Annotated in this window: 16 protein-coding genes; 6 read left to right on the top strand and 10 right to left on the bottom strand. The window is 68.1% G+C overall.

Annotated elements, in window-relative coordinates; translation table 11 throughout:
- Position 1 precedes the first annotated feature (1 nt).
- On the bottom strand, positions 2–2,182 hold the full coding sequence (locus tag GNX95_RS01745) for an alpha/beta fold hydrolase (protein ID WP_163505281.1): 2,181 nt from the start codon (positions 2,180–2,182) through the stop codon (positions 2–4).
- Positions 2,183–2,722: 540 nt separating this feature from the next.
- Entirely contained in the window at positions 2,723–4,069 is a 1,347-nt protein-coding gene (locus tag GNX95_RS01740; RefSeq protein WP_163505280.1) for an MFS transporter, read from the bottom strand.
- Between the two features lie 47 nt (positions 4,070–4,116).
- Between GNX95_RS01740 and pdxR the strand changes: the two genes are divergently transcribed.
- The gene (gene pdxR / locus GNX95_RS01735) at positions 4,117–5,547 is read left to right on the top strand and encodes a MocR-like pyridoxine biosynthesis transcription factor PdxR (protein ID WP_163505279.1); all 1,431 of its coding nucleotides are present in this window, start codon (positions 4,117–4,119) and stop codon (positions 5,545–5,547) included.
- Here pdxR and GNX95_RS01730 read toward each other — a convergent pair.
- Positions 5,541–7,382 (bottom strand): alpha/beta hydrolase family protein, encoded by a 1,842-nt coding sequence (locus tag GNX95_RS01730; protein ID WP_163505278.1) that lies wholly within the window; start codon positions 7,380–7,382, stop codon positions 5,541–5,543. The genes pdxR and GNX95_RS01730 overlap by 7 nt on opposite strands.
- Positions 7,383–7,481: 99 nt before the next feature.
- Between GNX95_RS01730 and GNX95_RS01725 the strand changes: the two genes are divergently transcribed.
- Entirely contained in the window at positions 7,482–8,852 is a 1,371-nt protein-coding gene (locus tag GNX95_RS01725) for a M20/M25/M40 family metallo-hydrolase (RefSeq protein WP_163505276.1), read from the top strand.
- Here the strand turns inward: GNX95_RS01725 and GNX95_RS01720 are convergent.
- The gene (locus GNX95_RS01720; RefSeq protein WP_163505274.1) at positions 8,832–9,884 is read right to left on the bottom strand and encodes an ArsR/SmtB family transcription factor; all 1,053 of its coding nucleotides are present in this window, start codon (positions 9,882–9,884) and stop codon (positions 8,832–8,834) included. The genes GNX95_RS01725 and GNX95_RS01720 overlap by 21 nt on opposite strands.
- Positions 9,881–11,011 carry an SDR family NAD(P)-dependent oxidoreductase gene (locus GNX95_RS42380; protein ID WP_222853332.1) on the bottom strand — a complete coding sequence of 377 codons (1,131 nt, stop codon included), beginning with the start codon at positions 11,009–11,011 and terminating at the stop codon, positions 9,881–9,883. The genes GNX95_RS01720 and GNX95_RS42380 overlap by 4 nt, the downstream gene beginning before the upstream one ends.
- A 326-nt stretch (positions 11,012–11,337) precedes the next feature.
- On the opposite strand from GNX95_RS42380, the gene GNX95_RS01705 reads away from it, so the two are divergent.
- Entirely contained in the window at positions 11,338–14,457 is a 3,120-nt protein-coding gene (locus GNX95_RS01705; RefSeq protein ID WP_222853331.1) for an amidohydrolase family protein, read from the top strand.
- A gap of 24 nt (positions 14,458–14,481) precedes the next feature.
- Here GNX95_RS01705 and GNX95_RS01700 read toward each other — a convergent pair whose 3' ends face one another.
- Complete coding sequence (locus GNX95_RS01700) at positions 14,482–15,099, bottom strand: SMI1/KNR4 family protein (protein WP_163505263.1); 618 nt, start codon at positions 15,097–15,099, stop codon at positions 14,482–14,484.
- Positions 15,099–16,313, bottom strand: coding sequence for a WXG100-like domain-containing protein (locus GNX95_RS42375; protein WP_222853330.1), 1,215 nt, complete (start codon positions 16,311–16,313; stop codon positions 15,099–15,101). Before GNX95_RS42375 ends, GNX95_RS01700 begins: the two co-directional genes overlap by 1 nt.
- A 131-nt stretch (positions 16,314–16,444) precedes the next feature.
- On the opposite strand from GNX95_RS42375, the gene GNX95_RS01690 reads away from it, so the two are divergent.
- A complete protein-coding gene (locus tag GNX95_RS01690) occupies positions 16,445–16,765 on the top strand; it encodes a hypothetical protein (RefSeq protein ID WP_163505261.1) in 321 nt (106 codons plus the stop codon).
- A 52-nt stretch (positions 16,766–16,817) separates the two neighbouring features.
- Here the strand turns inward: GNX95_RS01690 and GNX95_RS01685 are convergent, their stop codons facing one another.
- Positions 16,818–17,294: a DUF4396 domain-containing protein gene (locus GNX95_RS01685; protein WP_163505259.1), complete on the bottom strand. Its 477-nt coding sequence runs from the start codon at positions 17,292–17,294 to the stop codon at positions 16,818–16,820.
- Positions 17,295–17,387: 93 nt separating this feature from the next.
- Positions 17,388–18,668, bottom strand: coding sequence for a helix-turn-helix domain-containing protein (locus tag GNX95_RS01680; protein ID WP_163505257.1), 1,281 nt, complete (start codon positions 18,666–18,668; stop codon positions 17,388–17,390).
- Between the two features lie 212 nt (positions 18,669–18,880).
- Between GNX95_RS01680 and GNX95_RS01675 the strand changes: the two genes are divergently transcribed.
- Together GNX95_RS01675 and GNX95_RS01670 are read left to right on the top strand one after the other, a co-directional pair.
- A complete protein-coding gene (locus tag GNX95_RS01675; protein WP_163505255.1) occupies positions 18,881–20,194 on the top strand; it encodes an NAD(P)/FAD-dependent oxidoreductase in 1,314 nt (437 codons plus the stop codon).
- Positions 20,195–20,196: 2 nt separating this feature from the next.
- Positions 20,197–22,137 (top strand): S9 family peptidase, encoded by a 1,941-nt coding sequence (locus GNX95_RS01670; RefSeq protein WP_163505253.1) that lies wholly within the window; start codon positions 20,197–20,199, stop codon positions 22,135–22,137.
- Here GNX95_RS01670 and GNX95_RS01665 read toward each other — a convergent pair.
- Positions 22,134–23,438 (bottom strand): MFS transporter, encoded by a 1,305-nt coding sequence (locus GNX95_RS01665; protein WP_163505238.1) that lies wholly within the window; start codon positions 23,436–23,438, stop codon positions 22,134–22,136. The two genes, GNX95_RS01670 and GNX95_RS01665, sit on opposite strands and share 4 nt — an antisense overlap.
- Positions 23,439–23,482: the final 44 nt, after the last annotated feature.

Genomic DNA, 23,482 nt, shown 5'->3' with positions numbered 1-23,482 from the left:
GTCAGTTGAGTGGGATCGCGGCGGTGACGGGGTGGCCGTCGATGGAGCCGGTCACCTGGGTGCTGTTTTCGGCGCGGAATGCCAGCCATTGCAACCGTACGCGGTGCGGTTTCGGCCCAACGGTGGCGAGCACGGCGATCGCTCTGCCAGCGGTGTCGTACCGAACCGTGCCGGTGACAGGCAGATCGGCGACGAACCGGGCCTGGTCCAGCCGTATGGTGGCGTGCTCGTCGTCGTAGGCGACCGCGCCGCCGCGCAACCCGGGCTCGTGGTGAATGCCGGCAAGGCTGTCGAGGTTGGTCGGGTTGCGGCGACCCAGTACGTCGTCGGCGGTGGCGAAGACCGCGGCCAGCAACTGTGCGTCCGTACGCGCGGCGCCGGTCGCTGGCCGGACGGCCGCGAGCGTACGCGGGAAATGTCCGTGAGCGCGGTAGTTCTCCGCGCTGCAGGGTTTACCCGGCAAAGCGGCGCTTGGCTGCGCGAGGAAGGCACGCATCAGTTCGCGTACGCAGGTGCTGTATGGCCCCGACTCGCCGAATCCGCTGGCGTGGTTGCCAAACGGCACTTCGACGTAACGGCTGTTCGGAAACCGGTCAGCGACCTTGCGCGCGCTGGACGGGGTGGTCGTGGTGTCCAGTTGTCCGTTGACGACCAGGACCGGGACGTCCGGATACGCGGCCCGTGGCGGGACCGGTGGACTCGGTCGCGGCGTCGGCCACTCCGCGCACCAGGTCGGGTAGTCGCCACCGCCGCGGAGCATCTCCGCGTTGGTGTACGGCCAGTACGGTTGGCTGGCCAAATAGGCATCCAGTTGCCGGTGCCGGGTGGGGATGTCGGCAGTGTGGTCGAAAGGATATTGCGCGTCGGCGCACGTGTACGACAGCAGTGCCGCACCCTCCGGGTCGGTGCCTTCGTCCGGCCGTCCGGCGCGCCAGGCGCGATCCTCGCGCACGATGCGGTGCAGCGCGGCCGGGTCGCCGCGCAGGTATCCGACGACCGCGGCATCCAGGTCTCGGCTGTAGCCGGGTTCGCCGACCCAGCTGGCGAGATAGCTGAGGTCGATGGTGCGAGCGTCCTTGTCCGGATGCGACCGCAGCCGGTGGATCAGCGCCACCCACCGGTCGCGCGACCGCCCGGGCAGCGCGCGGCAGGCCGGTGACCGGTCGCAGATCGCGTCCAGGTCTGACAACGTGGTGCGCATCGTGGAACGTGCTTCGCCCCAATCGAAGTAACCATTGGGAAATGCCGACAGCACGCTGTCCAGATAGATCGCTGCCACGCGCGTCGGGAACCGGGTGGCGTACGCCTGCGCATGCACGGTCCCGTAGGAATTGCCGTAGAAACTCACCTTCGGCACGCCGAGCGCGGCGCGGATCGCGTCCATGTCCCCGGCGACCTGGTCGCTGGAGAAATACCGCGTACGAGCGCCGAGCCGGCTGGCGCAGGCGCGGATGGTAGCCGGTTTGTCGAGGTCCAGTCCGGGACAGCGCAAGGTGTTCGCCGCGCCGAAACCTCGCAACTCCACGATCAACAGGTTCTGGTGAACCAGCAGCGGTCCAAGCGTGCGTTGGAATGACGGCACGTCGCCAAGTGCACGGGTCGGCCCGCCACCGTTGGCCATGATCGTTCCGGTCGCCGGCCGGGACAGGTCCGACCGCGGCACCCACGCGAACGCGGCGGTCACCCGCTCACCGCCCGGCCGCCGCCAGTCCAACGGCACGCTGATCGTGCCGTCGCACCGCTTCACCGCGGCCGCACACGGATGTCGTGGCGATTGCGCGTACACCGGCGTCACCATCGAGGCCATCAGGACAGCACCAGCGATAGGTACGATTCCCGTCCACATATGGATGAGGATCGCGATGCCGGCAAAGGCACACAACCAGCCGGAGACCGCTGACACCCCGCCAAAGGTCTGGTCGTGACATCGGTGGGTCGGGCGTAACGACCGATCCACCCGGCACCGCGCCTGACCGGCGGTAAGCCGCAACGCGGCGGCGAACTCATCAGCGCACCAACTCTGCGCCCGCTCCAGCGCCTCCGCCAGGCTCTCCTTGAACGCCGTGCCATCCTTGCGGCGCAGGATCAACGGCTCCTGCTCGGCGATGCGGCGCCGCGCCAACTCCGCCATCATCGCCAGCTTCTGCGCACCAGCAGCCGACTCCACCCGATCAAGCACCACCGCCGCATCCACAATCTCCGCATCCGACAACAACACAGGATCCGGCACATCGCGCGAGTCGAGCAGCAACCGCGGACCGCCAGAGGCAATCCCCGGCGACCCGCGGCAACTCCTCAACCAACCTAACCCATATCGTACAAACGTTCGAGAACACCTCGAACACCGGGGTCCGGTCGTTTCCACGCAAACAGTTGTGACTGTGAGGCATACCTGTCACAGGTGAGCGCCAACTGTCACTGGCGCGGTCGATGTTGCTAAAGATCCGTGATCTCCTCCGGAGATAAGCGCCAAAGGACTGAGCCGTGCCCGGCCGACCTGAGATGCGGCTCCTCGATAACTAGGGTCCCGAGTCAGAAATTCGTCACTTTGTCTCGGCACCCAGACGGCGACTGAGTGCACCGGAAAGGCGCCCGAATACACCGGGTATGAGGGCACTTTTCCGGCACACTCAGTCGCAGCAAACAGTTGAAACTCAGAGAGGCCGCGCGAATAGGCGTTGGTCATAGTCGTGTTTCTCGAGGGGTGCTGTTCGCGCGGCCTCTAAGCAGTCGATGGCCGGGATCGTGCGGTGAATCCGCTGAGCGCGATGGCGAGGATCAGCATGGCCAGTGGTACGAGCAGCGCGTCGCGAATCGAGTCGGCGCGCAGGACCGCTCCGGCGGCGGCCAGGCCGAGCATGCCGCCCAATCGTTGTGCCGTACCGAAAACCCCCGAGGCGGTGCCGATCAGCGCGGCCGGCAGGCTGCGGGTCGCCAGGACGAACGGCGCGCTGAAGACGACCCCCATGCCGACGCCGAAGATCGCGAGCCCCGGCACGAGCAGTGCGACCGGTGATCGGAAAGCGACCGCGACCGCGGACGCCGCCACCCCGGCGGCCATGAAAGCCAGGCCGGCGACGAGCACCGGCCGCGGGCCGCGGCGGTCGACGATCGCGCCGGCGTAATGGGAAAAGGGAATGGACACCGCCGGCGCGACGGCAAGCAGCAGGCCGGCGGCGTACGCACTCATAGAGGCCACGTTCTGCAGGTAGGTGGAGAGAAGGAACGTCATCCCGGAAACCGCCGCCGGCAGTGTTCCGACCACGGCCGCGACCAGGCTGAAGTCGCGGTTTCGCAGGAGCCGTAACGGGATCAGCGCATTGGTGTCGCGCCGCCGGAACTCCACCGCGACAAAGACGACGGCCAGAACGGCTGCGAGCGCCAGCAGCCATCCCGGACCGCTGTCGATCAGCACGTACGTCACACCGGCCAGCGATCCGGCGAGCAACAGTTGCCCCAGCACGTCCATGCGTACGGCGGCGCTGACCGGGTTGGGCATGAGCGACCGGACGAGTACGCCGGCGGCCACACCCAACGGCAGGTTGACCAGGAACACGCCGCGCCAGCCGAGCGCCGACACCAGAATCCCGCCCAGCGACGGACCTGCGGCGACGGCGAATCCGGCCACGGCGCCGCTGACTCCCAGGGCCCAACCACGCCGATGCGGCGGGAACACGTGCGTGACCAGGCTCAGCGACTGCGGTGCCAGCAGACCCGCGCCGACGCCCTGCACGATCCGGACGGCGATCAGCCAACCGCCATCAGGCGCGAGCGCGCAACCGGCGGAGGCGACCGTGAACAATCCGAGTCCGGCGAGCAGGAGCCTACGCGGACCGAACCGGTCCCCCAGCCGGCCGGCCGCGATCGGCATCACCACCAGCCCGAACGTGTAGCCGTTGAGCACCCACAGCACCTGGCCGAGCGTCGCGGGCAACTCGCGCTGCATCGCCGGAGCCGCGAGCGCGACACCATACGCGTCCAGCAGCGTCATGAACGTGATCAGGCACAGGACGGCGAGCACCAGCGCCGGTTTCCGAGTGCGCCGCGTCGCGGCGTCGACGGTTGTCATACGCGACAGCATCGGCGAGCGATTGGTCCAACATAAGATCCACGGACATGCGAAGAAATTGGTCCACTCTGCACGAGCTGCTGCTGCCGATGGCCGCCGGCCAGCCTGGCGGCCCACCAGACCAGCCTCGCTACCAGCGGCCGGGCCGAGCGCTGGAAGACCAGCTGCGCGGCATGGTCCGCGCCGGTCGGCTCCACCCCGGAGCGCGGCTGCCGTCCACCCGTGACCTCGCCGGGCAGCTCGGCCTCGCACGCGGCACCGTCAGCACCGCGTACGCGCAACTGATCGCCGAAGGTTTCCTGGACGCGCGACGGGGCGCCGGCACCTTCGTCGCGGCTGTGACCCCGGACGCCAAAGACGCTCGGCACGCGCCGGAAGCCGGCCTGCCGCGCCGCTTCGACCTCACCCCGGGCCTGCCCTCGCTCGCCGAATTTCCGCGTACGGCCTGGACAAGAGCGGCGCGCGCGGCGCTGAGCACGCTGGCCGACGACCAGCTCGGCTATCCGCCGCCGGCCGGGCTGCTGTCGGTCCGTGCCGAGCTCGCCGCGTATCTCGGCCGCGTACGGGCCGTCTCGGCGACCACCGACCAGGTGGTCGTCACACACGGCACGATCGACTCGCTGGCCACGCTCGCGTCCGAGCTTCGCGGCGACGGCCACCGGCGGATCGCGGTCGAGGATCCAGCCAACCCACACGTGCTGCGTACGCTCACGCTGCACGGCCTCACACCGGTGCCGGTGCCGGTCGACCGGCACGGCATCCAGGTCGACCAGCTGCCCGACTGCCGCCTCGCCCTGGTCACGGCCGCTCACCAGTATCCGCTCGGAGTCGCGCTGAGCCCCGCGCGCCGCCGCTCGATCATCGACTGGGCCCGGCGGCGCGACGGGCTGGTCATCGAAGACGACTACGACTCCGAATACCGCTATGACCGGCCCGCGCTCACACCACTGCAGGCGCTCGCGCCGGACCGGGTCGTCTACCTCGGCACGAGCAGCAAGACGCTGGCACCGGCGATCCGCCTCGGCTGGCTGGTCGCTCCAGGACCGCTGGCCGACGCGATCGCGGAACGGAAACGGCTCACCGACCGCGGCGCCAGCGCGCTGTTGCAGGCGACCTTCGGCGAGCTGCTACGGACCGGCGGCTATGACCGCCACCTGCGCCGTACGCGTCCGATCTACCGTCGCCGGCGCGACGCGTTTCTCGCCGCCGTCGCCAAGGAACTCCCCGGGTGGAAACCGGCCGGCATCGCGGCGGGAATGCATGTTGTCCTTAACCTGCCTCAAAAACTCGACGACACAACCATCGCCGAACAACTGGCGGCCCAAGGCATCCACCTCGACCCGCTTTCCCACCACGTCCAGAAACTTCCCCGACCACCCGGACTTGTCTGTGGCTACGCCGGCCTCACCGAAGACCGGCTGCGGGCCGCCGTCGCGGACATCGCTCGGTGCGTACGAAACCAAGCGCCGCTTCACTGATTCAGGTGCAGGTGGCGGTCGAACCAGTCGACGGTCGCGGTGAGTGCGGCATGGCGGTTGCGGCGGCTCGTCGACCCGTGGCCGTCGCCGGCGAGAACCACGTACTCGACGGGTTTGCCGAGTTCGCGCAGCCGTTGCACGACCCGGTCGGATTCGGTTTTGGGTACGCGTGTGTCGTTTTCCCCGTGAATGACGAGCAATGGCGCGTCGATGTCGTCCACGTACGTGATGGGACTGCGTTCTCGAAGCAGCTCCGCGTCCCGTTCGATGTCGCCGACCCATTCGCGCATGCGAGAGCGCCAATGTGGCGGCACGGCCGCGGTGGTGAGGTCGCTTCGGCCGCACTGCTCCACGCCGGCACACCACAGGTCAGGATGCCGGCCGAGGCACGACAACGCGGCGAATCCTCCGTAGGAGACGCCGTAGACACCGAGGCGGTTGGCGTCGACCCAGTCCACCGTCCGCAGGTAGTCGACGGCTTTGGCCAGGTCGCGGAGGTCACCGCCGGCGAAGTCGCGGTAGATCATGCGCTGGTAGGCCAGGCCATAGCCGCTGGAACCGCGGTAGTTCGGTTCGATGACACCGATTCCGCGCTGGAGCAGGCACTGGATCAGCGGACTGTAGACCGGCAGCGCCTGCACCTCGGGACCGCCGTGGATCGACACGACGACTGGCGCTGGCGCGTCAGCGGTCGCCGACCGCGGCTGATACAGCAACGCTGGCACCACTACCCCGTCGGTGCTCGGATATCGAACCACGGTCGGGGCGACCAAGTTTTCCGGGTCTGGCACCCGAAGGTGATGCGCGGTCACCGTCGTGTCGGGCCGGCCATCCGTCCAGAACCGGCGCAGGTGGGTCGGCATGGTCGCCGTCCCCACACCGGTCACGATCGACGTCGACCCGGCGAACTGCGGCGCGTACGGTCCACGACCCATGTCCCGCGCCAGCACCGCGGTCGGCGTGCGCAGCACCCGCTCACGTCCGGGTGCGGCCGACAGCTCACGCAGGTGCAACGTCGTATGGCCGTCCCGATTTCCTGACCACAGCAGGCACGAGTCGGACCGCGTGACATAGTCGATGTCATACGGCGGCGTCGCCAACCACCGCAGCCGCGGAGCGTCGTGTTGCGATGCGTCGATCCGTGCCAGGCCGGCGAAATCCCGGCCCTGCGTGGTCGCCGCATAGATCGCGCGACCGTCGCTTGACCATGGCCCCGGCACATATCGTGCGGGCCCGTCGTGCGGCGTGATGTGCTCGACCGTCCCGTCGCGTACGTCGCACACGAACAGGTCGTGATCGGTGTTCTGTCGCATGCGCAGGACCAACAGGCGGCGACCGTCTGGTGCGAAGCTGACCGGGAAATACCGGTCGTCGCCGCGCAGGACGATCCGCGTCTGGCCGTCGATCAGGTCGTGCACGACGATGTCGAACACGGCACGATCACGCGCGTTGGACGCGTACGCCAGCAAGCGGCTGTCCGAGGCGTACGGCTGGTTGCCGGTGCGAGCTGGCGGTCCGATTTCGTGTCGCGCCGCGGCATCGATGCTCAGCCATTGGAGCGTGCCAGATGCCGGATCGAGCTCGCCGAGCTGATAGTTCTCCTTGCCGTCGGCATCGACCTGCACGAGAATCCGCCGGCCATCGGGACGCCAGACACACCGTTGGACAGGCTCGCCGGCCCACAACAGTCGTGGCCGCTCGCTGTCGTCCAGAGAGGTGACCCACACCGCTGTCACCTCCTCGTGCGGCGCCACGTACGCGAGGTGTTCTCCGCGCGGATGCACGGAAAACTCACCGATCGCCGCGAAATCAGATAGCTGCGTCAGGCCGGTCATGACCTCATCGTCCTGCCACTCGAAGGCACTGGACGATCGATTGACTGCCGGCCGTCAAGCGTCGCTGGAGGACCGGCGGGCGGCCGTACGTTCGAAGACGTGAGCCTCAACGACGTACTTGCCTACATCGACCACAGCATCGAGGACATGACCTCGGACTTGTTTCCGTTGCTGCGTCAACCAAGCATCAGCGCCGACGGCACTGGCGTACAGGAGTGCGCGGACCTGCTCGCCACGATCATGCGCCGCGACGGCATCACCACCGACGTCGTGCCGACAGCCGGCCACCCTGTCGTACTCGGTCACGCGACAACGCGGCCCGAGGCACCGACGCTCCTTGTCTACGGACATTACGATGTGCAACCAGTCGATCCGGTTGACGCGTGGACTTCCCCACCCTTCCAGCCGACGATCCGCGACGGTCGGATCTATTGTCGTGGTTCAGCGGACAACAAAGGCCAACTTTTCGCCCAGCTGATGGCTCATCGTGCCTGGCGTGCGGTCGCCGGCAGCGCGCCGATCAATCTGATCTACCTGTTCGACGGTGAGGAGGAGAGCGGCAGCACACACCTGCCTGACTTCATACGCCATCACCGCGGCGCGCTGGCCGCCGATGCCGCCTACGTCTCCGACGGTCCCGTCGATGAGACCGGACGATACCGCGTCGCGCTCGGCGTACGCGGACTCCTGGCGCTGGAACTCGTCGCACATGGCGCCGCGCGCGATTACCATTCTGGCCATTTTGGGAACCTGCTGCCAAATCCCGCCTGGGAATTGGTTGATCTGTTGGCCACGATGCGCGATCCCGACGGACGAATAACGATCGATGGCTTCCATGACGATGTCGAGCCACCGGACACGGCGACGGCCGACGCGGCTCGGGAACTGCCGGTTTCGCCGGGCGATTTCCAGACGCGACACGGAGTCGACCGGCTCGCACCGATGCCGGAACCCGGCTTTTTCGAACGGTTGATGTTCCATCCGACGCTGAACATCTCTGGCCTGCAATCCGGTTATGCGGGCGCGGGAAGCAAAACCATCATCCCGGCGACCGCGGCCGTTCGGCTGGACCTGCGGCTGGTCGTACGCCAGGACCCCGACGTCATTTATCGACGCGTCTGTGAACATGTGGCACGCCACGCACCTCACGTGGAGGTCCGGCGCATTGGCGGTGCCGTACCGCCGTCGCGTACACCACTGGACTCGCCGGTCGTCGGAATCGTCGAGAAGGCGGTCGAGAAGGTGACCGGCGCGGCGCCGTTGGTGTTCCCGTCCACCGGAGGTACGTTGCCGGACCACGTATTCACGCGAATACTGGGAGTGCCACTGGTGAAGGTGCCGTACGCCAACGCCGACGAAGCCAACCACGCACCAGACGAAAATCTCGACCTGGCATATTTCAGGATGGGCATACGCATCGCCGCAGCGGTCATCGACGCCATGGCCAGGTTACCGAAGAAGGAGGTTTAGCAGGTCCGCACCAAGCGAAGCCACCACGTCGTGTCGCAGCGTGTAAAGAACAAATCGGCCCTGCCGCTCGGAGGACACCATCCCCGCCTCACGCAGCATTCGAAGCTGCCGTGACATTTCCGGCGCGGTCATCCGCAGTGTCTCAGCCAACTCCTGCGTCGACCGGGGGTGTCGTGCCAACATGCGGCACACCCGCAACCGAGTCGGTTCCGACAACAGCCGCAGCCGCGTCCGCAGCAGGTGTCCCGCCACCGGTCGCCGCCGCCCCTCCGGGCGGGCCGGAAACTGGACCACAGCGGGAAAATCGGGGTCGTGCTTGACCAGCACATGCGGCGCTCCCAACACCGACGGCACCAGGAGCATGTCCCTGCGGGACAGATCGATCACCGCGTGAGTCAGCTTGTCGACGATCAGCCGGTCCGGAGAGACGGCCACCCGCGACGCCGGAACCAGCCGGCACAACGCCTCGGTCAGCTGTCCGCCGTCCAGCAACTGGCGGGCCCGGCCTGCCGCAAGCGACAAATGCGGAGCCAACGCGCTCCACTCCGCCGCGAAAAACTCCTGCCAGCTGCGTTCGAGCACTGTCAGCAGTCGCGATCGGAACGCGGCCGCGTCGCTGACCAACAGCTCCGCCGCTGGACCACAGCCGCGGCCGCGCGCCCGGGTACGCAACGAATCCGGCGACAGCCGCGCCGTGCGGCGTACATCCGCACCGGCCAACGCATTGCCGGCCTGCGCGGCAAAGACGTGCGGTGGCATCGCCGCGATCCGTGCCAGCTCGGACGTGATGTCCGCCGGCGGGGCCGCGGTCGGAAGCAGGAACCGCGATCGATAGCCACCCCAGATGCCGGCGAAAAAATCGCACTCTCCCAACAACCGCGCCGGCATGGCGACCCTGGTCCGCGCCACCCAACGCGATTCGCGATGGTCGACTGAGCCCAACCGATGCAACGCGGCGCCGAGCTCGGCAAGCGGTGACAACAAAACCGCCGGGCGCGTCGCCACCAGATCCGCGAGGAGAATGACACTCATGTCCGCACCCGCAACGAAACGTCGGTGAAACAGGCATCGCGCGGCTGATCGAGAACCGTCGTCACGGCCGAGGCGATCGGCCGAGGATCAGGCGTACGACCATCGCCCGCCGGAATGATCGTGGTGACCCGGATTCCGCTTTCGCCTTCGCGCAAAGAATCGGCGAATTCTCGAAGGGCCGCCAAGCTCGCCGCGGAAGCCGTACAACGCCGCGTCCCGTGGACGAACACGACGTGTCCCGTGCAGCGACGCAGACCGGGCAGCAACGTGCGCGTCAGCTCGACCGGACCGAACACGTTGACCGACATCATCCGACGCCAGTCATCCGGCGCATCGACGCTCTCGGCGCAGTGGACAAGCGCATCCACGGGCTGCTGTGTCAATTCGTTGGGGAACGACTCAGGCGCGCACAGGTCAACGACAACCGGCGTGACGGTCGGCATCGCGGCGAACCGTACGCCGAGTTCGTCCATCGACGGTCCCAGCGCCACTACGCTGTCGCCTCGCTCCTCACACGCCTCGACGACCGCCGCACCGACCTCGCCAGTCGCTCCGGCGACGACGACCGTACGGCGCTGCTCCTGCTCGATCGCAAGCATCTGCGGGTCCCCCGGCCGGCGTGTCAGGTGCCAGAGAAAGGACAGGTCTTCGCCGTTCTCGTCCTCACGTGCCCGGTATGTGTTCAGCAGCTCCCTGAGCCGCTCGACGAGTTCGCGCTGCGCTTCCGGCGTCAGCCTCAGCACTCCGCGAGCCCTGTCCCGCACAGCTCCCGGACCCGCCTCGCCGACCTCGGCAGTGTGTGCGGACAGCACCGCGAGATCGACTTTCCGCCGTAACTGCGTGGGTTCCGGCGCGGCGGCGTGCAACCGCAACGTCAATCCGGTCGCGCGATACGGACGTTCGGTGCCGCCTCCCGGGCCGACACGTAGCTCCTCGGCGCGCAGAAACCCCTCGTCGACCAGCAGCCGCACATGCCGCAGCATCGTCGGCGCCGACACACCGAGCCGCGTTGCCAACTCCTGGTTCGTCCGCGCCGTGTCCCGACACAGCCGCAAGACCCGCCACCGTAACGGGTGAGCCAAGGCCTTCAGCTGGCCGACGCTCGCCGTGCCACCGTCAGGGTCCACGTCGTTACTCTAGCCTGTGATTAGCGTTATTGCTAATCGATTAGCGTCAGTACGTCACGGCGAGGGAGCACCATTGCCGGCATAAAGCTGAAGCTTGTCCGCGAGCCACCTCTGCCTTGCCGTACGCGACAAACGGCCGGCTGCCACGCGGCTGCGAACGGCGATCCGGCGCTGAGGTGACGCGCATCTCTGCCACCAGACAATCCAGGTCATCAGGCCCGGATGACCGGACACGGACGAGGACTCGCGTGTCGATGAGCGCACGGCCACATAATGGGTCAGTCCGCTATGGATCCCAACAAATTCTACGTCCGATAGGTGATGACGTGCCTTCATTGAACAGGCGGGAGTTCCTGGCCGGAGCGGTCGGCGCCGCATCCGCGACCGCGCTGGCCGGCCTGACCGTGCCGGACGCGGCCGAGGCCGCGCCAGCCTCCGGCGGTCGGCAGTTGGCCGTACGACAGGGCACCAACATCGCGCCGCGACTCTCGCCGGACGGCAGGACCGTCGCCTTCGACCTGCTGGGTGTGTTGTGGCTGGTCCCGGTGGCTGGCGGCGCTGCTCGGCGACTCACCGGCGACCTGTTCGACATCGCGCAACCGGACTGGTCGCCGGACGGCTCGACGCTGGCGTTCCAGTCCTACCGCGACGGCAACTACCACATCTGGACCGTACGCACGGACGGGTCGGATCTGCGCCAGCTCACCACCGGCCGGTTCGACCACCGCGAACCACGTTGGTCACCGGACGGCACCAAGATCGCGCTGTCCACGGATGCGTCCGGCAGCTATGGCATCCAGGTGTTGGATGTCGCCACGCGCGCCTTGACGGTCCTCGTGGACTCCTCGGCCGAGGAGTTCGAGGCCACCTGGTCGCCGGACGGCAAGCGAGTGGCTTTCGTCGTGGCGGGAAGCCGCATCGACGTCGTCGAGGTCGCGACCGGCGCGCGTAAAACGGCGGTCACCGCGCCGGCCGGCCAGGTCATCCACGCACCCGAGTGGACGCCGGCCGGCGACGACCTCGTCTACACGCTGTTCTCCGGCGCTGTCGCCGGCGGGTCGGTCGGCGCGACCGAGCTCGTCCTCGCCGGAAAGCCGTTGTTCAGCGGCGAGGACGTCTACCCGTTCCGCGTCTCGTGGTTCGCCAACGGCGACTACCTGTACGCCGCCGACGGCACGCTGCGCCGCCGGTCACGCTCAGGCGGCGCGCCGACGGCCATCGCGTTCACGGCTCTGGTCGACGTGGCCCGACCGGACTATCGCAAGCGGCGCCGCGATTTCGACTCACAGAAGGCAAACCAGGTCGTCGGCATCGGCAGCCCGGTGCTCAGCCCGGACGGACGGCAGGTCGCTTTCCGCGCGCTCAACGACATCTATCTGATGCCGGTCGGCGGCCATCCCGCGCCGCTCACCCGCGACCACTGGTGGAAGTCGCATCCGGCGTTTTCCCCGGACGGCCGCCAGCTCTCGTACTCGACCGACCGTGGCGGCAAGCTCGACATCTGGATACGTGACCTCGCCGCCGGTACGGACCGCCAGCTGACGCACCTGCCCGACGCCGCCGCCGTCTCCGGTTCCTGGTCGCGCGACGGCCGGACGATCGCCTTCCTCGACCAGACCGGCGCGCTCCACACCGTCGACGTGGCCAGCGGCGCGGTGCGCAAGGTGTTCACCGCGACCTTCGAGCCGGGCCGGCCCACCTGGTCGCCGGACGGCTCGGTGATCGCCCTCGCCGCCATCAAGCCGAACTCGGCACGTTTTCGCGAAGGCCTGAGCGAAATCCTGCTCGTCAACGTGAAAACCGGCGCCGCGACCTACGTCGAGCCGCTGCCGGGCAGATCCCTGCAAACCCGCGGTGACGACGGACCGGTCTGGTCACCGGACGGGAGCAAGCTCGCGTTCGTCGTCGGCAGCGTGCTGTACGTCGTGGACGTGCACACCGACGGCACGTACGCCGGCACGCCCCGGCAGGTGACCGACGAGGTCACCGACGCGCCGAGCTGGCACGGCGACTCGCGACACCTGCTCTACCTGAACAACGGCCGGCTGCGGCTGGTATCGCTCGACGGCGGCCAGCCGCGGACCGTACCCGTCGGACTGAGCTGGACCAACACCACATCCCGCGGACGTACGGTGATCCGCGCCGGCCGGATGTGGGACGGCGTCAGCGATCGCCTGCGGTCCAATGTGGACATCGTGGTGGAGGGGCACCGAATCGTGTCGGTGGGCTCGGGCCGCCACTGGGACGGCCAGATCGTCGATGCGCGCGACAGCGTCGTCATCCCGGGCCTGGTCGACATGCACAACCATCGCGAAATGCAGGGCTATGGCTACGGCGACCGGCAGGGCCGGCTGTGGCTGTCGCTCGGCATCACCACGACGCGGTCCCCGGGCAGCCCCGCCTACCACATGGTGGAGGAGCGCGAGTCCATCCAGTCGGGCGTCCGCGTCGGTCCGCGCTATTTCGCCACCGGTGAGGCCATCGACGGGTCGCGCATCTTCTACAACTTCATGCGGCCCACCGTCGACTCCGCACAGCTGGCGTTGGAGCTGGAACGCGCGAAAGCGCTCGACTATGACCTGATGAAGGCATACGTACGGCTCAGTCCCGAACGCCAACGCAAGGTCATCGAATTCGCGCACGCCAACAACATTCTCGCGACCTCGCATTACCACTACCCCGCGCTCGCCTTCGGCGGCGACGGCATGGAACACGTCGGCGCGACCAACCGGCTCGGCTATTCGCGTACGGTGTCCGCGCTCGGCAGCGGCATGTCCGACGTGACCGACCTGTTCGACGCGACCAAAGCCGCGCGTACGCCGACTCTTTTCGTGTCAGCGGCCATGTTCGGCACCGACCAGAGCCTCTATCACGATGACCGGGTGCGTACGCTCTATCCGAGCTGGGAATACGCGTCGCTCAAGGCGGCGGTGGACGCGGCACAGGCCAACGATCCGACCGCGACCCTGCACAATCTCGCCAAGCAGGTGCGCCAGCTGGCCACGATGATCCGCGGCGGCGGCATCGTCGTCACCGGCACCGACTCCCCGATCGACCACACCGCGGTCAGCACGCACATGAACCTGCGGGCGATGGTCGCCTACGGCCTCACGCCGTACGAGGCGTTGACCACCGCGACCCGCAATCCCGGCCTGGTGCTCGGCGAACCACTCGGGCAGCTCGCCCCGGGCAGCTACGCCGATCTGGCCGTACTCGGCGGCGACCCGCTCACCGACATCAAACAGGCCGCCAACGTCAGGCAGGTGATGGCGAACGGTCGCCTGTTCACCGTCGCCGAGCTTCTCGCGCCGTTCACGGCGACCCAGCCCGCGATCGCACACAACGAGATGCTGCCGGCTGTGGCCAGCCATCCGTCCAACGACCAGTATTGGTGGCACGATCCGCATTACGTCCTGCACAGCCGCACCGCCTGCTGCCAAGGCTGAGCCGCGTACGCCTTCCGGACCCGGCTAACCGGCGTCGAAGCGGATGGTGGCGCCGTCGGGCAGGTCGTGGATCTGGCTGGCGATCGGGCCGCGGACGAGCATGCAGGTCACGGCGTCCTCGGCGACCAGGTTGTCGTCGTCGTAGCTGCCGCCGAGCACGAAAAGCGTACGCGGCAGCAGCCGTTGGTCGTGATCGAGCGCGCCGTGAGTGTCCTGCCAATGGGTCGCGAAAGAATAGGCGCCGCGTTCGTCGGGGTCGGCGAGCAGCCAGTCGGCCCAGTCCTCCAGGCTGCCGCCGAAAACCTCGCGCTCGCCGGTTTCCGGGTCGAAGGTGCACACCCGGCTGTTGTCCTCGATGGCGAACTGTACGCCAAAAAGGTCCTGAGCAAAGAAGAACAGCCCGTCGGTGAGCGACCCGTAGGCGTGTCTCCAGGTCTGGTCGGCGTTCCAGTTGCGAAGCTCCGGCCCCAGGCCCCGCTCGCCGAGGTGGAACAGCTGGACTCCGGCGTTGAAGACGGTGAATCCGTTGGTGTGGGCCAAAAGCGTGGCCAGCTCGCCGTACAGTCCGGCACCAAGGTCAACGGACACCGGCGGGCCGAGCGGCGACCTGCCCCGGCTGATGAGCTGCTCCAGGCGTGTCATCAGTAGGTCTCGATGATCACGTGCTCGCCGTTTTGGACTCGCCTGGTCTGGCGATCGACCGAGTCCTCGTAGCGGCGCAACTGGTTACCCATGCTCGCACCGGCACCGCGGTTGTCCGATGGATCGATGTATTGCACGCTCGCTCCTTTGCCGCCTTCCTTGAACGTGGCGGGCGGATATTCGTCACGATCCTTCTCCGGTGCCGGCGGCACGTCGCGCAGCGAGTCGGCGCGGTTCTGCTTGGCTCCGTCGCGGTCCAGGGTGAGGTCGGTCGGTTGCTGCTTGGGATAGGCGGTGTCCTTGTCACCACGATAGGAGGTGCCGTTCTGCGCATCGTCGATGTGCGCCGCGGACTCCGGATATCGCTCCCTGGAAATGTAGACCGTCACCGGCGCCTTGTCGCCGTCGATCGCCTCGGCCACACCGTTGATCTGGGCACTGTCCTGGGCGCCGATCTCCAGCGCGCGCTCGGCGGTCGCGTCGCCGTCGGCGTCGGCGTCGGCCTGGATGTCGTTGCCTTCGCGGACCAGGTCGTCGCTGCCGATCAGATTCCCCAGGCCACGCAGAGCACCGCCGACGGTCTCGCCGAGCCCGTCGACCAGGTTGTCGTATCCTTCACCGGCCTGACGCCAGGCCCACTGGTCGAACGTGCCCCAGGTGCGCAGGCCATCGGCGAGAAGATCGTCGAGGCCGTACGAATCGTCCTTCGGCGGTTGCCCGGGAGTCGGCGCGCCGGTCGGATTCGCCCGCAGCGCGGCCGCCTTCTCGCTGATCATGCCTTGCAGATACGTCGCGATCGCGGCGACGAACGCGGCCTGAGCGGCGGCGCCCAGGACGCCAAGACTGCCCAGCAGCTCGTACGCCCTGTCGTTGGCGGCGATGGTGGACGTGATCGCGTTTTTGGCGGATTCAAGCACCGTCGCGTAGTTCTCACCGCGGGCGGCCAACCCGCTCATCTGCTGGGTGACCTGGCCGGCGGTCTGAGCGTACGTCCGCATGCCGCCGGCGAGCGCCCCGCCGGCGGGGTCGGTCCACCCGGCCAGCGCATTGCCGCTCGCCCGCATCGCGTCGCCAACGCCCTTGGCGACGGCCTGCCCGCCGGTTTTCCACGCGGTGCCGACATTCCGTGCCACGGCCTCGTCGTCCAGCGGCCAGGGATCGTGGATCGCCTTGACGGCCGCCCAGAGCGGGCTGGACGGCTCAGGAATTCCCACGACTGTCTCACCCGTCTGCGATAGCGCTGGAGCGCTGACGATAGGCAGATGTGCCACCCGGCTCGGCGGCCTTGGCCGCCTCCTGCCATGGACCTGTCGCGACACGTACGCAGCCGGCAGGATCCGCGACTATGGGCCAGCCCAACCGTGCGGATATCGACACCGCGGCGACAACCAGCGCCTTGACCGAGCTCAACACCGCCGGCCAGACCATGAGCGACGGCTGGCGGGCGGCGAGTGCACAGCTGACCGGTCTGATCGGCCAGTTGGGGAAAGGCCCGCTCGGAGCCGCGTTCATGGCCGGATACCAGCAGGAAGCAGCCGCCACCTCCAGCATGGTCGACCACTGTTGCCAAACACCGGGCAGGTTTGCCAATGCCGGCAACCGGGGAGTCAACGACTATGGCGCGGCAAACGACCGAAGCAAAGCCGGTTTCGACGCGGTGAAATAAGCCCGGTCGTCAGCGCGCATGCTCGCGAACTCGACGTTTTTGGTCCTGGTGGTCAGCGGTGGTAGGCGTGCACGACGGCGTGCCCGCGTCCACGGCCGATCATCCACTTGTTGACCGGCGTGGTGACCACGAACGCCACCGCCAGCGCGAAGCCGAGCGTTCCCCAGAAAAGCAGGGTCGTCAGCCCGGCGTCCATCGCACCCGGGATGGCAAGAATGACCGCGTTGTCAACGATTTCCATGACCACGATCGACACCGTGTCAGCGGCTAACGCGACCCGCAAAGCCGTGCCCAGCCACAGTCCGGCCTTGAGCACCGAGCGCATCGTCAGGCCGTAGCCGAACAGGAATGCCAACGCTACGGACAGGATCACGGTCGCCGCGTTGGGCAGGCCGGCCGCCGTGCCGATCACCATGCCGAGCACTTCGCCGATCGCGCAGCCGGTCAGGCAGTGCAGGGTCGCGGTCGCCGCGCTCGACCAGCTGACCTTGCCCTGACGGTGATGCGTACGAGCGTCGTTCACAGACATGCCCACTCCCTCTCCGAGCGCTAACGAACTCGAAGTATACCCCATAGGGGTATAGGCTAAGCAGGTGATACTCGCCTTTGACCCATCGATCGTTCAGGACACCGACTGGATTCTCGCTTGTGTGTCCTCGGCGGTGGTTGGTTTGGTCTCGTTGCGATAAGCGGCCGCCAGGGCTTGCAGTTTCAGCGCCAGGTGCAGGGTCAGCCGGTCCTCGCCGCGGTTCAGTGCGCAGCCGGTGAGGTGCTCGATGCGCTTGAGCCGCTGGTAAAGCGTCGCTCGGTGTACGTCGAGCTGTCGTGCGGTCCCCGCCACGTCACCGGCGTTGTCCAGAAACGCCTCGAGCGTGGGGACGAGCGTGGCGTTTGCATCTTCCCTGGTCAGCGCGACGAGTGCCGGCACCTGTGCGGCGGTGATCAGGTCGTCGGCCGGCACCTTGAGCAGCAGCTGGTACGGGCCGAGCTCGCTCCACCGCGCGACCGGGCCGGTGGACGGTACGAGCTGCGCCGCGCGTACGGCCAGGAATGCCTCGCGATAGGAGTCGATGATGTCCTCGATGCGGTGGACGACCCCGCCGATGCCGAGTACGACGTTGCCGCCGTCCTTGGTGAGCCGGTCGAAGCGCGCCGTGAGCCGGGTCCAGATCGTGTCCAGTTCGCGGCGGGATGGCGGCCGCGGCCTGGCCAACAGCAGCCAGTTTCTGGACTTGTTGGCGGCCATCAGCGTGCAACCCGGGACGGTCGCGCCGTGTGACAGCCAGCTTTGCGCGTCCTCGACCGCGGCTTCCAGCGCCACGGCCTGGGCGGCGGCGATGCCGTCACGGCCGTGGTGCTGGATGCCGACGACCTGGAAACACATGGCGGTGTTGGGAAACAGCTGCTCGGCGCGCAGGTCGTCCACCGCCTGCGAGCGTACGGCCTGGTCGGTGGCGACGAGTTCCCACATGATCGCCTCGTGCCGCGCTCTGGTGCGCTCGTGCACCAGAAGCCGTCGATACAGGACCACTCCGGCACGATCGGCGGCTTCCTTGGCCACCTCCTCGTGCTGCTGGCGCCGGTTGGAGCCGGACTCGATCAGCCACAGATAGCCCAGCAGCAGGCCGCTGCAGCGGATCGGGACGCAGATCCGCGGCCGGGCGCCCTCCACCGGCGGAGTCACCCGTCCCGGCGCGGTCCACTGCGCGATGCCGTGCGCGAGGATCTGCTCGCAGAGTGGCGAATCGATGAAGCGGTTGAGCACCGACGCGACCCGGATGGCGTCCTCGTCGTCGAAATGGCGGCTGGCCGCGAGCAGCCGCAGCCGCGGATCGTCGATCGCCACCGAGCGTTGCAGCCGTTCGGCCAGGTCATCGACGATGTCCTGCAGGTCGTCTGCCATCCCACGCACCTCCGTGAGCCGCGTCCAGGCCCTAGCAACTATGCACCCGCGGCGCGTGGGCTCGCGAGCGACAGCTGACGCGCGGCAGGCCGAGACGCGACAGCTGTCGTACGGTGCGGGACCCGAGGCGCACGACAGATGTCGTGTGAAACGACCGACGCGTTCGACGCTTGCAGACTGTTGCCGGCAAACCAGATCAGGACACTGGACCAATGGATCGAATTGCCGGAACGAACAGCGCCAAGAGCGCGGATGTCGTGGTGGTCGGAGCGGGGGTGATCGGTGCGTCGATCGCACTGGAACTGGCCAGGACGGCACGTCGAGTGGTCGTGGTGGATCGCGCGAGTGGTGCCGGCCAGGGCTCGACGAGCGCGTCGAGTGCCGTGGTGCGATACAACTTCTCCTATCTGGCCGGCGTGGAGACCGCGTGGGAAGCACATTTCTGTTGGTCCAACTGGGCCGGCCATCTCGGCCACGACGTGGCGGACCTGGCGCGGTTCGAGCGCAGCGGTCTGGTGATGCTGGACGTGGACCTGGCGCCGCGGCACAGCTGGCTGCCGTTCTACGACGAGGTCGGTGTCCCGTACGAAACCTGGGACAGCGCCATGCTGGCCAAACGCGTCCCCGGCATCGACACCGGCCGGTTCTGGCCGCCGAAACGCATCGATGACGAGGATTTTTGGTCCACCGCAACCGAATCGCTCGGCGCCGTCTACACGCCCGACGCCGGATACGTCACCGACCCGCAGCTCGCCGCGCAAAATCTCGCTGCGGCCGCGACGAAAGAAGGCGCGGAGTTCCGCTTCGGCGGCGCGGTGTCCGGCGTGGAGTCCACCGGCGACCGGGTACGCGCGATCGTGCTGGCGGACGGGACCAGGATCTCCACTCCGGTCGTGGTGAACGCCGCGGGTCCGTGGTCGGGCCGGCTCAACGAGCTGGCCAGGGTCGGATCGGACTTCACCATCGGCGTACGACCGTTGCGGCAGGAGGTCGCATACGTCGCCGCACCCGAGGGTTACCCCGGCCCGGTGGTGGCCGACATGGACCTGGGGACGTACTTCCGGAGCGAAGCCGGAGGCGGCCTGCTGGTCGGTGGTACGGAACCGCAGTGCGACCCGTTCCAATGGCTCGACGACCCCGACGACGCCGATCCGCACCCGACCATGGCGGTGTTCGACGCGCAGGTCACCCGAGCCGCGCGGCGACTCCCGGGGTTGCGCGTGCCGAACCGAGCGCGCGGCGTGGTCGGCGTGTACGACGTCACCGACGACTGGACGCCGATCTACGACCGTACCGAGTTGCCGGGGTTCTACGTGGCGATCGGCACCAGCGGCAACCAGTTCAAGAACGCGCCGGTGGTGGGACGGCTGATGGCGACGCTGATCGAGCAGGTCGAGTCCGGTGCCGACCATGACACGAACCCGGTGCACTACCAGGCGGTCCACACTGGACGCAGAATCGATCTCGGCGCGTTCTCTCGCAAACGCGAGCGAAACGCGGACAGCTCCGGCACGGTGATGGGTTGACCATGGACGAAGATCTGCGCGCGTACGTCTCGAACTTCCAGCACCAGCTGCACAAGCCGGCGTTCGGCGCTCCGCACGCGTTGCGGGAGCCGCACGTGAGCCGCGACGGCCGGCGAGTCGTCGTCACCGCGAGCGTCTACGACGCGTTGGACGGCCTCCCCCGTACGGCCATCTACACCGTTGCCGACGGGCGCCTGCACGCCATGCCGTCGCTCGGTGGTTCGACGCGCGGAGCGCGCTACGCACCGGACGGCCGGACCCTCGCCGCCCTGACCGACAGCGCCGCGGCCGGAGTGTTCCAGCTGCAGCTCAACACCGGCGACGAGCTCGTCGCGGCTCCGCACGTGCCTGGCACGGTCGAATATCTGCGCTGGTCGGCCGACGGCACCAGGATCCTGCTCGGGGTCGCGGCGCCGGGGGCCGACCTTGCCGGCGGCCAGGGCTCCGGCACACACGTACGCGACACCGCCGAGCAACCGGAGTGGATGCCGACCGTCGAGGACGGCTCGGCGTCCGACGGATGGCGCACGCTGTGGGTTTACGACGTGGGCACCGGCGAGCTGGCTCGCATCTCCGCGCCCGGCCTGAACTGCTGGGAGGCCGACTGGTGCGGCAGCGACCGGGTCGTCGCCATCACCTCACCGGCGCCGGACGAGGACAGCTGGTATGGCGCCGAAGTCACCCTGCTCGACCTCGGCGGCGGCGCCAGCAAGCGGTTGTACGCGAGCCCGGTGCAGCTCGGCTGGGTCACCGGCTCGCTCGACGGGCGGCGAGTGGCCGTCGTACGCGCGATCTGCAGTGACCGGTGGCTCGTCGCCGGCGACCTCGTGCTGATCGACGTGGCGACCGGCGCGACCGCGGTCGCGGACACCGCCGGCACCGATGTGACCTGGCTGCAGTGGATCGACGAGCGGCGGCTCGGCTATCTCGGCCGGCGGCACCTCGACAGTGTCGCCGCCGTCCTGGACACCGAGGACGGTCGTACGGACGAGATCTTCGCGGTCGGCCGCGCTGCCGGCGGCTGGCATCCGGAAGGGGCGTTCACACAGGACGGGCGCGTGGTGACCGTGCAGCACGGCTATCGGACTCCGCACCAGGTGATGCTCGACGAGGTCGTGATCGCGTCGGTCGCGCACGCCGGCACCGACTGGCTGCTGTCGGTCGCCGGCAGGTCGGAGCCGGTCAGCTGGCGAGCGCCGGACGGCCTGGAGATCGAAGGCATCCTCTGCACACCGGCCGGCGACGGTCCCTTCCCGCTGGTCGTCACCATTCACGGCGGCCCGATCTGGTCGTTCTGCGACCAGTGGTCGATGAATTACGCCTGGGTCCCGCTCCTCGTCGCGCGCGGCTACGCCGTGCTCAACCCGAATCCGCGCGGCAGCAGCGGCCGCGGCCAGGAGTTCGCCGGCCACGTCGTACGCGACATGGGCGGAGCGGACGCACACGACATCCTCAGCGGCATCGACGAACTCGTCCGACGCGGCGTGGCCGACCCGGACCGGATCGGCCTGATCGGCCGCAGCTACGGCGGTTTCATGTCCGCGTGGCTGGTCACCCAGAGCACGCGGTTCGCCGCGGCGGTGCCGCTCTCGCCGGTGACCGACTGGTACAGCCAGGCGTTCACCAGCAACGTCGCCGGCTGGGGTAACAGCTTCCTCGGCGCCGATCCGGAAGAGCCCGGCAACGCGGTGCACCAGCGCAGTCCGGTGCTTCGCGCCAGCCGTGTCCGTACGCCCTGCCTGAACGTCGCCGGTGCCCTGGACCGCTGCACTCCGCCGACGCAAGCGCTCGAATTCCACCGCGCTCTCCGCGCGTACGGAGTGGACTCGACCTTGGTGATCTATCCGCAGGAAGGCCACGGTGTCGCCGGCTATCCCGCGCTGGTCGACTTCCTGGCTCGCGTGCTCGGCTGGTTCGAGCGCTACATGCCCGCCTGGTACTAGGAGCGCAGGTCGACGCCTTTGGTCTCCGGGATGCCCTTCAGCAGGATCGGCAATGCCAGCACCGCGACCACGCTGGCATAGATCGCCGGCGAGAGCAGGCTGCCGGTGCTGTCCACCAGGAGCGCGCTCACCAGTGGTGCCGTGCCGCCGAAGACCGCGTACGCCAGGTTGTAGGGCAGCGCCATCCCGCTGAACCGTACGCCGGTCGGATAGAGCTCCAGCACCGACAGCGCACCCATCGTGAGCAGGCAGACGGCGAAGACGAACAGCACCAGGGCGGCGATCACGGCGGCGGTGCTGCCGGTGCCGATCAACAGGTACGCGGGCACCGGCAGCACGACCGCGGCCATGGCGCCGAGCCGGACCTGGATCCGGCGGCCATAGCGATCGGCCAGGACAGACAACGACAACGAGACCGGGATCGACGCCAGATTCGCCACGGTGGTGAGCGCCAGGACCGTGCCGGTGGACACGCCGATCGCCCTGTTCAGGTAGGTCGGCAGATATCCGAGGAACATGTGGGTGAGCAGGCCCAGCGTTGCGAAGTAGACGAACAACACCAGCAATGTCCGCCAGTGGTCCCGCAGCAGCACCTGAAATGGCCGCAGTGGCGCCTGCTGTTTGCGCATTTCCTCGAACACCGGACTTTCGTCGACACGCAGCCGAAGAAACAGTCCGACCAGCGCGATCGCGCCGGCGAGGACGAACATCCAGCGCCATCCGTCGACGGCGAAGCGCGGCCCGGTGACCGACTGGAAGACCAGCGCCACGGCCGTCGCGCACACCGCGCCGAGCATGGTGGACGACCCCACCAGACCCAGAAACCACGCGCGCCGGTTGTCCGGTGCGTGCTCGATGGTGAAGGTCAGCGCACCGCTGTATTCGCCGCCGGCGGAGAATCCCTGCACCAGCCGGCAGACCAACAACAGGATCGGCGCCAGCACACCGATCGAGGACCAGCCGGGCAGGAGGCCCATGGCGGCCGTCGACGCGCCCATCACCATGATCGACAGGCCCAGCGACGTACGCCGGCCGCGGCGGTCGCCGATCCGGCCGAACATCGCCGCGCCGAGCGGCCGCGCGACGAACGCGACGCCGTAGACGGCGAACGCGCCGAGCAACGCCGCCGCGCCGTTTCCGGCCGGAAAGAACGTCGCGGCGATCACCGCGGCGGTGTAGCCGTACAGCGTGAAGTCGAACCATTCGACGAAGTTGCCGACGGACGAGGCGAACAGCACCGCGCGCCGGGTTGTGGCTGACTGAGCCCGATCGGACGAGGTCGGTCGCGTTTGCTGGCTCATCGGATCTCCTCGACGTGAGAGTCGTTCGAGTGTCCCGGCGACCG

Source organism: Fodinicola acaciae, assembly GCF_010993745.1.
GTDB classification, from domain to species: domain Bacteria; phylum Actinomycetota; class Actinomycetes; order Mycobacteriales; family HKI-0501; genus Fodinicola; species Fodinicola acaciae.
The sequence above is the reverse complement of the archived record's forward strand: the minus strand, read 5'-3'. Positions and strand labels throughout refer to the sequence as shown.